This is a genomic window from Nocardia sp. NPDC059240 (assembly GCF_042753865.1).
Classification (GTDB): domain Bacteria; phylum Actinomycetota; class Actinomycetes; order Mycobacteriales; family Mycobacteriaceae; genus Nocardia.
The window spans coordinates 666,895-678,101 of sequence record NZ_JBHZAC010000002.1 but is presented as its reverse complement, the minus strand read 5'-3'; the positions used below and the strand labels follow the sequence as shown (position 1 = coordinate 678,101).

Here is an 11,207-nt window from a genome sequence, read left to right as displayed (position 1 = left end):
TGAGCAACATTTTATTCCACCCCCCCCCCCCCCCACAACAACCGGGGGTGAAAAAAAAACTACCGGGGCGACGGAAAAAAACACCTACCCCCCGCTTCGTCTTTGGAGCCGCTAGATCTTCCTCATGGTCGCCATCGCGCGGTCGGTCTCCCAGAAGGCGCGCAGGGCAAGGATTTTCCCGTCCGCATCCACCTTGTAGGTGAAGACACCCTCCGCGTCGATGAGGTGGCCGCTCATGGTAGTGCGGATGCGGCCGGTGAAGACCACCTCACTGCCACACGCGAACGAGTCGTCGAAGAGGAATTCGATGGCGTCGGTCTGGGCGATCGCCTTGTCCCAGAACGCCGCAATGGCTTCCGCCCCACGGTGTCCCACGCCCTCGGGATCGAAGAACGAGGGCCCGACCGGATCCTCCACGATCCCGTCGACGGCGAACAGGGCCACCCAGGCGTCCTTGTCCTTGGCGCGGACGGCGGCCTGCGAGGCCGCGCCCGCTATCCGCGCCGGATGTTCGGTTGTGGTGGTCACGGCTGCTCGCTCCCGACGACCCACATCGAGAAGTACTGCGAGCCACCGCCGTACGCGTGCCCGAACGCCTTGCGCGCGTTCTCCACCTGGTAGTCGCCCGCGCGGCCCATGACCTGCTTGGCGGCCTCGGCGAAGCGGATCATGCCGGACGCGCCGATCGGGTTGGAGGACAGCACGCCGCCCGACGGGTTGACCGGCAGCTTCCCACCGATAGCGGTCTCGCCGGCCTCGGTGAGCTTCCAGCCCTCGTTCTCCGGAACGAATCCGAGGTTCTCCAGCCACATCGGCTCGAACCACGAGAAGGGGACGTAGATCTCGGCCGCGTCGATCTCCTCGAGCGGGTCGGTGATTCCGGCCTGCTTCCAGAGCGCCTGCGCGGCTTGCCTTCCGGCCTGCGGGCTGACCTGGTCGCGCCCGGCGTAGGCCAGGGGCTCGGTGCGCATCGCGGTGCCGTGGATCCAGGCCACCTTCTTGCCCTGCGCCTCGACCGCCTTGGCCGACGCCTCGTCGCCGATCACGATGGCGCACGCGCCGTCCGAGGACGGGCAGGTCTCGTCGAAACGAATGGGGTCCCACAGCATTTGGGACGCCATCACCGATTCCACCGTGATGTCGGGCTGGTGCAGGTGCGCGAACGGGTTGCGCGCACCATTGCGGCGATCCTTCACCGCCACCATCGCGCCCACGTGCAGCGGGGCATTGGAGCGGTGAATGTAGGAGCGCACATGCGGGGCGAAGTAGCCGCCCGCGCCCGCGCCCACCGGCTTGGTGAACGGCACCGGGTTCGACAACGCCCACATGGCGTTGGACTCCGACTGCTTCTCCCACGCCAGGGCCAGCACCTTGCCGTGCACGCCCGCCTGCACCTGGTTGGCGGCGACGACGGCGGTGGAACCGCCGACCGAACCGGCCGTGTGCACGCGGAGCAGCGGTTTTCCGGTGGCGCCCAACGCATCCGCGAGGAACAGCTCCGGCATCATGGAGCCCTCGAAGAAGTCGGGGGCCTTGCCGACCACGACCGCGTCGATATCGGCCATGGTCAAACCGGAGTCCGCCAGTGCCCGGTCGATGGCTTCTCGGACCATTCCGGCCATCGAGACATCCGACCGTTTGGTCACGTGATGAGTCTGTCCGGTTCCCAGGACAGCAGCTGGCAATGTCATCGTGCCTCCAGGGTGGCGACCAGGTTCTGCTGCAGCGCGGGACCCGAACTGGCATGGGCCAGTGCACGATTCGCGGTGCCATTGAAGATTTCGGTGGCGGCGAAACCGATGCGCTCGAGTCCGGCCGCGAACATCGGGTTGCCCGAGAGCGGGCCGCCCGAGGGGTTGATGCGGGTGTTCCCGTTCAGGCCGATGGCCTGCTTCAGGATCAGCTCCTCGTGGCTGAACTGCGCATGCAGCTCGGCGACATCGAAGCCGCTCGCGTCGCCGCCGGTCACGGCGTCGGCCGCGCGCTTGGCGGACTCCGAGACGGTGAGGTCGCGGGCACCCAGCACGGGGGTGTCGATGTAGTGGGCCATCCCGGTCAGCCATGCCGGACGCTCGCACAGCTCGCGGGCGCGATCGCCGCGGGCCAGCACGATGGCGGCCGCGCCGTCGGTGATCGGCGCGATGTCATGGGCGCGGAACGGATCCGCGACTTTGGCTTCGGCCAAAAGCTTTTCGACGTCGATGCCATTGCTGCGGGCGGCCACGGCGGCCATATCGGCCTCCGTCCAGAGGCCCGCGTCCAGGCCCGCGCGAGCCTGCAGCCCGGCCATGGACACCGAGTCCGGCCACAGCGGCGCGACCAGATACGGGTCGGTCTGCAGCGACAGGATCTGGCGCAGCGTACCGGCCGACGACTTGCCGAAGCCGTACACCAGCGCCGTATCCGCCTGTCCGGAGCGGATTTTCACCCAAGCCTCGTACAGTGCCCAGGCCGCGTCCATCTCCACGTGCGACTCGTTGATCGGCGGCACCGCGCCGATGGAGTCGATGGCCGAGATGAACGAGAAAGCGCGTCCGGCAAGATAATCCGAGGAACCAGAGCACCAGAAGCCGATATCGGAAACACCGATGCCGAGCTTGGACTTCAGCTCCTGGAAGCACGGCGCGAGCATCTCCACGCCATTGGTGGTGCCGAAGGTCTCCGGCACGTGCGGCGCATGGGCGAACCCGACCACCGCGATGTCGGTTGCTGTGTTACTCAAGGTATTTCAGCGCCTCTCTACAGGTGGTGCGCGAAAGAGTCGTAGTCGGCGTCCGGTTCGCCGGTGGGCCGGAAGTGGTCGATGTTTCCGATGGAAAGACCCCACTCCTCGCGCGGCTTCCACACGGCCTTCACCTTCATGCCCATCCGGACCTCGCTCGCCTCGATGCCGAGCACCAGGTGCAGGAACGGAATGTCGGTGCCGTCCAACAGGATGTAGGCGGCGACGTACGGCGGCTTGATCGACTGACCCATGAACGGCACGTTCACGATGCAGAACGTGGTCACGATGCCGCTGTCGGACACCTCGACGAAGTCGTCGGTCGGCGAGCCGTCGCGCGGATCCGCGCCACGGGGCGGGAAGTACACCTTGCCGTCCATCTGGGCGCGGGCGCCGAGCAGCTTGCCCTCCATGAGTCCCTTCAGGAAGACGGCTTCCTGCGGGGCGGCGGTGTGCTTGATGGAGAAGTCGACCGGGGTCACGATGCCGGTGATGGGCTCGGCATCGGAGACGGGATCGGTTGGCGCATGGGAGGTCTCGCCGGGCTCGAACGCGGCGATGTCCTGGATGCGCCCGGTGCGCTCGGCGGCCCAGCGCGCCCGCACCCGCAGGCCGGTGGCGATGTCCTCGGGCGAGGCCACATCCACGGCGTGCAGGATGGCGGTGTCCGCGCCGTCCAGCTTGATGAGCGCGAAGGCGAAGGGCCGATCGAAGGGCTGACCCGGCAGCGGCTCGGCCACCCAGGACCAGGTCTGGACCGTGCCGACGTCGGACACCTCGACGAACTCCGAGAGGGGTTCGCTGGTCTTCGGATCGAATTCCGCGGGCGGCACGATCACGCGCCCATCGGAACCCCGCACCCCGACGACCTTGCCGGACCGCAATTCCGTGAGGAAGCGGCCGATGATCGGACCGGTGGAGCGGGTGTAGTCGAATTGCATCCGCAGCGGTGCGGACAGTACTTCGGTGTTCCCCAGAGTCACGAGATCGAGTAGAACAGGTTCTAGTGACGGTGGCAAGGGCCGGGGCTGAGCCCCCGCCGACGGCCTTGAAATGTTCTAGGAAGGAACACGGACATGCGCTTTGGCCTGCAACTCGGATATTGGGGCGCGCAGCCGCCCGCCAATCACCGCGAGCTGGTGGCGGCCGCGGAGGAGTCCGGCTTCGACGCCGTCTTCACCGCGGAATCCTGGGGCTCGGACGCCTTCACGCCGCTGGCCTGGTACGGCTCCGACACCAGCCGGGTTCGCCTGGGCACCTCGGTCGTCCAGCTCTCGGCGCGCACGCCGACCGCCACCGCCATGGCCGCGCTGACCCTCGACCACCTCAGCGGTGGCCGGCACATTCTCGGACTCGGCGTCTCCGGCCCGCAGGTGGTCGAGGGCTGGTACGGCCAGTCCTTCGCCAAGCCACTCGCACGCACCCGCGAATACGTCTCGATCGTGCGGCAGGTGCTCGCCCGCGAGGCCAAGGTGACCAGCGCAGGCCCGGCCTACCCACTGCCGTTCAACGGCGCGGGCGCAACGGGATTGGGCAAGCCGCTCAAGCCGATCACCCACCCGCTGCGCGCGGACCTGCCGATCTGGCTCGGCGCGGAGGGCCCGAAGAACGTGGCGCTGACCGCCGAGATCGCCGACGGCTGGCTGGCCATCTACTACACGCCGCGGCTGGCCGACATGTACAACGAATGGCTCGACGAGGGCTTCTCGCGGCCCGGCGCGCGGCGCACCCGTGAGGACTTCGAGATCGCCGCCACCGCGCAGGTGATCCTGACCGACGACCGCAAGGCCGCCCTGGACGCCATCCGGCCCTTCAGCGCGCTCTACATCGGCGGCATGGGCGCGGAGGAACTGAACTTCCATGCCGAGGTGTACCGCCGCATGGGCTACGGCGAGGCGGTCGACGAGATCACCCGGCTGTTCCGGTCGGGGCGCAAGGAGGAAGCGGCCGCGGCGGTTCCGGACGAACTGATCCTGGACACCACCATCATCGGCAACGAGGCCGAAGTGCGTGAGCAGCTGAAGGTCTGGGAGAAGGCGGGCGTCACCATGATGCTGATCGGCGTGCGGGATGTCGCCCAGTTCGAGGCCCTTCGTCCGCTGATCGAATCGTAGAAAGGGCGTAGTGTGTGACGGGGGGCACATTCGGTCCGTCGACTGAGTGAGATTTGTGGCTTGTCACACACAAGAACACGTTCTATTTTGATCCTGTGAGCTACAACATTGCGGACCTTGTCGAGCACACCATCGACCTCATGCCGGACCGTGTCGCGCTGGTTGACGACTCGCGCTCGGTGACCTACGCCGAGCTGGAGGACCGGGCCAACCGACTGGCGCACTACCTGCAAGAACAGGGTGTGAAGCCGGGCGACAAGGTCGGTGTGTACTCGCGCAACACCATCGAGGCCGTCGAGGCCATGGTCGCCATCTTCAAAGCGCGTGCCGTCATGATCAACGTGAACTACCGCTACGTTGAGAACGAGTTGCAATACATTTTCGAGAACTCGGATATGGTCGCGCTCCTGCACGAGCGGCGCTACAGCGACAAGGTCGCCAATGTGCTGCCGAACGTCCCGGCGATCAAGACGGTCATCACCGTCGAGGACGGCACCGATCTGCCGTTGCCCCCCACCGCGGTCGAATACGAAGCGGCGCTGGCCGGTTCGCACGGCGAGCGTGATTTCGAGGAGCGCTCCTCCGACGACATCATGATGATCTACACCGGCGGCACCACCGGCATGCCCAAGGGCGTCATGTGGCGGCAGGAGGATTGGTGGCGCGTGCTCGGCGGCGGCATCAACTTCTACACCGGCGTCTTCATCGAGGATGAGTGGGAGCAGGCCAAGGGCGGTGCCAGCGGCAACTCGCCGATGGTGCGCTACCCGATTCCGCCGCTGATCCACGGCGGCGCCTTCACTGCGACCCTGCACAGCCTCTTCGACGGCGGCAAGGCCGTCATGCTGCCGGAGTTCAGCGGCCACGGCGTGTGGCGGGCCATCGAGCGGCACGGCGTGAACATGATCTTTATTACCGGTGACGCCATGGCCCGTCCGATGCTGGACGCGGTGGCCGAGGGCAACCCGGAAACCGGTGCGCCGTATCAGCATTCGAGCCTGTGGGTGCTGGCCTCCAGCGCGGCGCTGTTCTCGCCCGCCTTCAAGGACGAGTTCATCGAGCGATTCCCGAACGCGCTCATCACCGACTCGATCGGGTCCTCGGAGACCGGCTTCGGCGGTCTGTCGGTGGCGTCGAAGGGCACCACCCACACCGGTGGCCCGCGGGTGAAGATCGACGGCTCCACCAAGGTGATCGACGAAGAGGGCAACGAGGTCGCGGCCGGTTCCGGCCAGGTCGGCATGCTCGCCCGCACGGGGAACATCCCGGTCGGTTACTACAACGACCCGGTCAAGACCGCCGAAACCTTCAAGGTGTTCAACGGGATTCGCTACTCCATCCCCGGCGACTACGCCCGGGTGGAGGAGGACGGCACCGTGACCATGCTGGGCCGCGGCTCGGTATCGATCAACTCCGGTGGCGAGAAGATCTACCCCGAAGAGGTCGAGGGCGCGCTCAAGGCGCACCCGGAGATCTTCGACGCGCTGGTGGTCGGCGTGCCCGACGAGCGCTGGGGTCAGCGCGTGGTCGCGGTCGTGCAGTGTCGCGACGGACACCGCCCGACCCTGGACGAGCTGCGGCCGACCCTGGTCAAGGAGATCTCGTCCTACAAGATGCCGCGCAGCCTGTGGTACGCCGACGAGATCAAGCGTTCGCCCGCCGGCAAGCCCGACTACAAGTGGGCCAAGGCGCAGACCGAGGCTCGTGAGGCGGACAACCACGCCTCTGCTTCCAGCGCTAAGTAATTCGAGCACAACGAATTACAAGAATGTGATGCCCGCCTGCTTCGGCAGGCGGGCCTCTTTTTGTCGGTGGGTTGTGCGAGGCTGTCTGGCATGAGCGAGAAGGCAGGCAGATCTATCACCATTTCGGATGATGTGTTGCGGTCTTTCGAGGGGCATCGGCGGGAATTGTGCGCCTACGCCTATCGAATGCTCGGATCGTCGTTCGAAGCCGAAGACGCGGTGCAGGAGACGTTCACCCGCGCGTGGAAGTCCTACGACTCCTTCGAAGGACGCTCCAGTCTGCGCTCGTGGCTCTACAAGATCGCCACCAATGTCTGCCTGGACATGCTCGACGGGCCGCAGCGGCGCGCCCGGCCGATGGATCTGAACGGGCCCTCCACCCCCGATTCCACACTGCCCGCGCCGGAGCCGGATTACGTGTGGGTGGAACCGATTCCGAACGCGCTCGCCTTCGGCGCGGACCCGGCCGAGGCCGCCAGCACGAAAGACACGCTGCGCCTGGCCTTCGTGGCCGCGGTCCAGCACCTGCCCGCCAGCCAGCGCGCGATCCTGATCATGCGCGAGGTACTGCGGTTCTCGGCGGGGGAGACCGCCGACATGCTCAATGTGTCCCCGGCATCGGTGAACAGCGCGCTACAGCGCGCCCGCGCCACCATGTCGAAGGTGCAGGAGACCGCCACGGTCTCGGATGCCTACGACGAGAACAACGAGCAGCAGCGCAAACTCGTCGACGACTTCGTCAAGGCCTTCGAGGCCTACGACATGAACGCGCTCACCGATCTGCTGAAAGCCGATGTGGCGCTGTCCATGCCGCCGTTCTCGCTGTGGGTCTCCGGTCCGGAGAACGTCGCCGCCTTCATGCTCGGCACCGGCCACGCCTGCCGCGATTCGCGGATGGTGCCGCTGGCGGGCGCGAACGGGCTGCCGGCCTTCGGCCACTACAAGCCGGGCGACGAGCCGGGTGTGTGGGTGCCGTGGTCGATCACCACCCTGGAACTCGACGGTGAACGCATCTCCGGCCTGACCTTCTTCCTCGACACCGAGAAGCTCTTCCCGCTGTTCGGGCTGCCGAAGGAGCTACGCCCGAACGACTAGGCCGGTTCCCGGGGAATCGGTGCGTACCAGGCGGGTTCGGGCCGGGGCTTGCGGTCGGGCGCGCCCAGGGTGGCGGTGATCGGCACGGACAGCGAGGGCGTCGCGATGATCAGGAAGCGGATCAGCACGACCGCCATGTCGGTGCCGACGGGTGGCCGGGCCGCCGTGCTCACCACGGCGTGCAGGCCGAACAGCCCGCAGTAGTAGACCGCGAGCATCGCGATGCCGTACCCCGCTGCCAGCGCCGCGTCCCGGACCGATGAGGTCGAGGTCGGGCCGAGGGCCAGCAGCGTGAACGAGATCGCGGTGGCGATCACGAAGGCGACCGCGATCGTCCACGGCACGTACTCGACGTGGCCCTGGATGCGGATCGAGGCGAAGGCCAGCACCGTGACTCCGGTCAGGCCCGCACCCATCACCACCGCGGCGAGCGCGAGGCGGATGCCACGCGGCGTCGCCCCGGCGATGATCAGGGCCAACATGACCGAGAAGCCCGACAGTGCGGAGCAGATATTGAGGGTGCCGAGGTCGTACCGGATCCGGCTGCCGCTGACTTCGACACCGAGCAGGCAGATGCACAGCGACATGGCCGCGCCGACACCGCCGAACGCGCCGCCGGCCGCGAACTGCCACAGCAGCAGCACCCGGGTGGAATCGGTGTGCCGGGCGTGGCGCAGGCAGGCCAGCGCGACCGCGGCCGAGACGGTGGACAGCATCAGCGCCAGCCCGGGCACCCAGTAGCCGAGCGCGAAATACGTCATGATCAGCGCCGGTGCTTGCTTCCGACCGGTTCGTCCTCGGGCAGCGGGCTGGTATTGCTGTGGTCGACCGTCATGATGCGGTTCGGCAGCAGGATCAGCGAAAGACCGCCCAGTGCCGCCGATGCGACGACGGCGATGATCAGAAACATGGGTTATCCCCTGCGCGCACGTTGCCCTGATGTATCCGCGGGCCGGTCCCCCCTCCTGCTCATGCATGAAGATGAACCCGGCCCGCGGACCGACCTGGCGCACAACCCCTCTGGAAAATCGAGGGATCCGGTGACCGCTGAACGATCGCCGTTGATCGGGTGGCGGGCAGAGGCTCCGCACGAACTGGCCGGTTCCCCTACCCTTGCCGCGCCACCCGAAACGGTCAAGATCGGCCACACACCCTTTCTGGGTGTCACCCAGGCTGGGTGGCCGGAAATCCCGTGCGGCTCTTGCGTTTCACCACAACACGATGTTGGAGAAGTCCGGATCATCGGTCGCCGGGTCGACATCGCGCGGGCTGAGCGTGAACAATTCGACATCGCGATCGGGGAATACCCAACGCAGGCAATCCAATTGGAAGACCGACAGTGCCCCGGTCGCCGGATCGCGGGCCACGGCGGTGTCATCGGCCATGATCTCGGGCGGGCACGGGTTGTTCCACATACGTTCGAATTCCGGATTGACCCGGCAGGCGTCCCGGATGGCGCGGACCTTCTCGGCCGCCATATTCGCCAGCGAGTACTCCTGCAGCCCGAACACCAGGCGATGCACCACAGCGTCCCAGTTGGCCAGCATCTGTTGTGCGCGTGGGTCGGTCATCATCTGCACGATCACATTGATGGGCCGGTCCGCGGAACCCAGCCGGGGGTCCAGCCACGGAAACATGCGCACGGCCCGCTGATTGGCCGCGATCACGTTGTATTCGGGCACCTGGTGCAGGAACGCGGGGCCGCGCAGATTGCGCATCACGACCAGCATGCCCTCCGACACCCCGTCGGGCGCCTCGGCGGTGACCGCCAGATCGTCCCCGGTCGCGATGGACCACAGCACCCGGCGGCGATCCGACGGCAGTTCGAACAGCCGCGCGAGCGCGTTCACGGTGGTCAGATGCGGAACCCGCTGCCCGTTCTCGATCTTCTCGTAGCCGCTGGTCGACATGTGCAGCGCATCGGCCACGGCGCGCTGGGTCATGTCGTTGCGCAGGCGTTCCCGCTTGAGGTAGGCGCCGAGCGTGATGCCGCTGCCGGCGTCGGGCTCCGGTGAATCGGCCCCCATGGTCCCTCTCCCCACTCTTCCACTCCGGTGACAGCCCTCAATTGTGGTCACCTGCCGGCGGCTGTCCAATCCTGGCCGTCCGCACCCAATCTGGGTGATCACATCCGATTGACACGTCACCCGTTCGACCAAAAACTCTTGACTGGCAACCGAATACGGCAACATCTCAGCTTTTCCGTGTGAACAGGAGTTCCTCGTGCGTGTCCATCATCTCGACTGTGGGCGGCTGCGCTCCCTGGGCGGCCGGCTACTCGGGGATTCCTCCGGCGGCCTGACCCGTGGCAACCTCACCTGCCACTGTGTGCTGATCGAACACCCGAAGGGCCTGGCGCTCATCGACACCGGGCTCGGTACCCGGGCGATCACCCACACCCGGGAATGGCTGCCCCGGCCCTGGGAGGTGCTGGCCGGGCCGGTGCCCGATCCGGAGTACACCGCGGTGGCGCAGATCCGGGCGCTCGGCTACGAGCCGGGCGACGTGCGCGATGTCATCCTCACCCACCTGGACCTCGATCACGCGGGTGGGCTCGCCGACTTTCCGGAGGCCACCGTCCATCTCTATGCGGCCGAACTCGATGCCCTCACCCAGGTGACCGGATTCGAGGCCAACCGCTACCGCAAGGCGCAGTTCGCGCACCATCCGCGCTTCCTGCCGCACGCCGAAACCGGTGAGCCCTGGTTCGGCTTCGATGCCGTGCGCGCACTGCCGGGCCTGCCCGACTCGATCCTGCTGATACCGCTGATCGGGCATTCGCGCGGGCACGCGGGCGTGGCGATCGACACCGGCGACCGCTGGCTGCTAGCGGCGGGCGATTCCTATTACGAAGCGAGCCAATTGGATTGGCGGCGACCCCGCCGTAGTCCGGGGATCGCCGCGTTGGAGACCTTCGGTCAGTCCCTGCCGGAGGAACGCCGCCGCAATCAGCAGCGCCTGCGGGAACTGGTGCACGAGCATTCGGATCGAGTGACCGTGTTCAGCGCCCACAGCCGCTCCCAACTGGAGACGTTGCAGGCGGCTCAGACGCCCGGGTAAGCCATGTAGAAGGGCTCCCACTGGTGTCCGTCGGGGTCGAGGAAGGTGCGGCCGTGCATGCCGACCTCGGCCTCCTGGGCGCGTTTATCGGGATTGACCTCCTCGGTACCGCCGGCGCGCAGGGCAGCCTCGGCGAGCTCGTCGACCTCCTGGGCCGAGGCCAGCGACAGCGCGTACAGGCCGCCGACCGCGGCTCGGGTGTCCGCGAGCGGGCGGCTGCTGAAGGTCGTGAAGAACTCGTGGGTCAGCAGCATGAGGCAGATATTGTCGTCCACCACGATGCAGGCGGCATTGCCATCGGTGAAGTCCTGGTTCACCTTCCAGCCCAGGGCCTCGTAGAACCGCTTGGAACGGTCCAGATCGGCCACCGGCAGGTTCAGGAAGATCATCTTGGTCGGCATGGCGGTTCGCCCCTGTCTCTGCGTTTCGAGTCGCACGTATATCGATGTACCGGTGGGGACGAAGCGGGTG

General features: G+C 66.9%; 12 protein-coding genes. 4 read left to right on the top strand and 8 right to left on the bottom strand.

Translation table 11 applies throughout. The features are described 5' to 3' along the window. Nucleotides 1-111: 111 nt before the first annotated feature. Genes ACFXHA_RS08740 through ACFXHA_RS08725 form a run of 4 tightly spaced genes read right to left on the bottom strand, consistent with a single transcriptional unit; the run spans nucleotide 112 to nucleotide 3,663 of the window. Nucleotides 112-528, bottom strand: a complete 417-nt coding sequence (locus tag ACFXHA_RS08740) for a nuclear transport factor 2 family protein (RefSeq protein WP_379354446.1) — start codon at nucleotides 526-528, stop codon at nucleotides 112-114. After that, entirely contained in the window at nucleotides 525-1,691 is a 1,167-nt protein-coding gene (locus ACFXHA_RS08735) for a thiolase domain-containing protein (RefSeq protein WP_379354444.1), read from the bottom strand. Before ACFXHA_RS08735 ends, ACFXHA_RS08740 begins: the two co-directional genes overlap by 4 nt. Next, nucleotides 1,688-2,722 (bottom strand): thiolase domain-containing protein, encoded by a 1,035-nt coding sequence (locus ACFXHA_RS08730; RefSeq protein ID WP_379354442.1) that lies wholly within the window; start codon nucleotides 2,720-2,722, stop codon nucleotides 1,688-1,690. The genes ACFXHA_RS08735 and ACFXHA_RS08730 overlap by 4 nt, the downstream gene beginning before the upstream one ends. 17 nt (nucleotides 2,723-2,739) lie before the next feature. After that, entirely contained in the window at nucleotides 2,740-3,663 is a 924-nt protein-coding gene (locus ACFXHA_RS08725; RefSeq protein ID WP_379355017.1) for a Zn-ribbon domain-containing OB-fold protein, read from the bottom strand. Between the two features lie 135 nt (nucleotides 3,664-3,798). Between ACFXHA_RS08725 and ACFXHA_RS08720 the strand changes: the two genes are divergently transcribed. From ACFXHA_RS08720 to ACFXHA_RS08710, 3 genes are all read left to right on the top strand, one after another. Beyond that, a complete protein-coding gene (locus ACFXHA_RS08720) occupies nucleotides 3,799-4,836 on the top strand; it encodes an LLM class F420-dependent oxidoreductase (protein WP_379354440.1) in 1,038 nt (345 codons plus the stop codon). Nucleotides 4,837-4,931: 95 nt separating this feature from the next. Then, nucleotides 4,932-6,581 (top strand): acyl-CoA synthetase, encoded by a 1,650-nt coding sequence (locus tag ACFXHA_RS08715; RefSeq protein WP_379354438.1) that lies wholly within the window; start codon nucleotides 4,932-4,934, stop codon nucleotides 6,579-6,581. 90 nt (nucleotides 6,582-6,671) lie between these two features. Next, nucleotides 6,672-7,676 (top strand): sigma-70 family RNA polymerase sigma factor, encoded by a 1,005-nt coding sequence (locus ACFXHA_RS08710; RefSeq protein ID WP_379354436.1) that lies wholly within the window; start codon nucleotides 6,672-6,674, stop codon nucleotides 7,674-7,676. Here the strand turns inward: ACFXHA_RS08710 and ACFXHA_RS08705 are convergent. From ACFXHA_RS08705 to ACFXHA_RS08695, 3 genes are all read right to left on the bottom strand, one after another. Beyond that, nucleotides 7,673-8,437, bottom strand: coding sequence for a hypothetical protein (locus ACFXHA_RS08705; RefSeq protein ID WP_379354434.1), 765 nt, complete (start codon nucleotides 8,435-8,437; stop codon nucleotides 7,673-7,675). The two genes, ACFXHA_RS08710 and ACFXHA_RS08705, sit on opposite strands and share 4 nt — an antisense overlap. Before the next feature lie 2 nt (nucleotides 8,438-8,439). Further along, nucleotides 8,440-8,586, bottom strand: coding sequence for a hypothetical protein (locus tag ACFXHA_RS08700; protein ID WP_379354432.1), 147 nt, complete (start codon nucleotides 8,584-8,586; stop codon nucleotides 8,440-8,442). Between the two features lie 298 nt (nucleotides 8,587-8,884). Then, nucleotides 8,885-9,703 (bottom strand): helix-turn-helix domain-containing protein, encoded by an 819-nt coding sequence (locus ACFXHA_RS08695; RefSeq protein ID WP_379354430.1) that lies wholly within the window; start codon nucleotides 9,701-9,703, stop codon nucleotides 8,885-8,887. Nucleotides 9,704-9,899: 196 nt separating this feature from the next. Between ACFXHA_RS08695 and ACFXHA_RS08690 the strand changes: the two genes are divergently transcribed. Beyond that, the gene (locus ACFXHA_RS08690) at nucleotides 9,900-10,736 is read left to right on the top strand and encodes an MBL fold metallo-hydrolase (protein WP_379354428.1); all 837 of its coding nucleotides are present in this window, start codon (nucleotides 9,900-9,902) and stop codon (nucleotides 10,734-10,736) included. Here ACFXHA_RS08690 and ACFXHA_RS08685 read toward each other — a convergent pair. Continuing rightward, the gene (locus ACFXHA_RS08685; RefSeq protein WP_379354426.1) at nucleotides 10,721-11,137 is read right to left on the bottom strand and encodes a VOC family protein; all 417 of its coding nucleotides are present in this window, start codon (nucleotides 11,135-11,137) and stop codon (nucleotides 10,721-10,723) included. The two genes, ACFXHA_RS08690 and ACFXHA_RS08685, sit on opposite strands and share 16 nt — an antisense overlap. Between the last annotated feature and the right edge of the window lie 70 nt (nucleotides 11,138-11,207).

Bases quoted from the DNA above. Each gene is read 5' to 3' on its own strand.
- ACFXHA_RS08720 (WP_379354440.1), top strand. From the start codon at position 3,799: ATGCGCTTTGGCCTGCAACTCGGATATTGGGGCGCGCAGCCGCCCGCC.
- ACFXHA_RS08695 (WP_379354430.1), bottom strand. From the start codon at position 9,703: ATGGGGGCCGATTCACCGGAGCCCGACGCCGGCAGCGGCATCACGCTC.
- ACFXHA_RS08685 (WP_379354426.1), bottom strand. From the start codon at position 11,137: ATGCCGACCAAGATGATCTTCCTGAACCTGCCGGTGGCCGATCTGGAC.
- ACFXHA_RS08735 (WP_379354444.1), bottom strand. From the start codon at position 1,691: ATGACATTGCCAGCTGCTGTCCTGGGAACCGGACAGACTCATCACGTG.
- ACFXHA_RS08725 (WP_379355017.1), bottom strand. From the start codon at position 3,663: ATGCAATTCGACTACACCCGCTCCACCGGTCCGATCATCGGCCGCTTC.
- ACFXHA_RS08710 (WP_379354436.1), top strand. From the start codon at position 6,672: ATGAGCGAGAAGGCAGGCAGATCTATCACCATTTCGGATGATGTGTTG.
- ACFXHA_RS08700 (WP_379354432.1), bottom strand. From the start codon at position 8,586: ATGTTTCTGATCATCGCCGTCGTCGCATCGGCGGCACTGGGCGGTCTT.
- ACFXHA_RS08705 (WP_379354434.1), bottom strand. From the start codon at position 8,437: ATGACGTATTTCGCGCTCGGCTACTGGGTGCCCGGGCTGGCGCTGATG.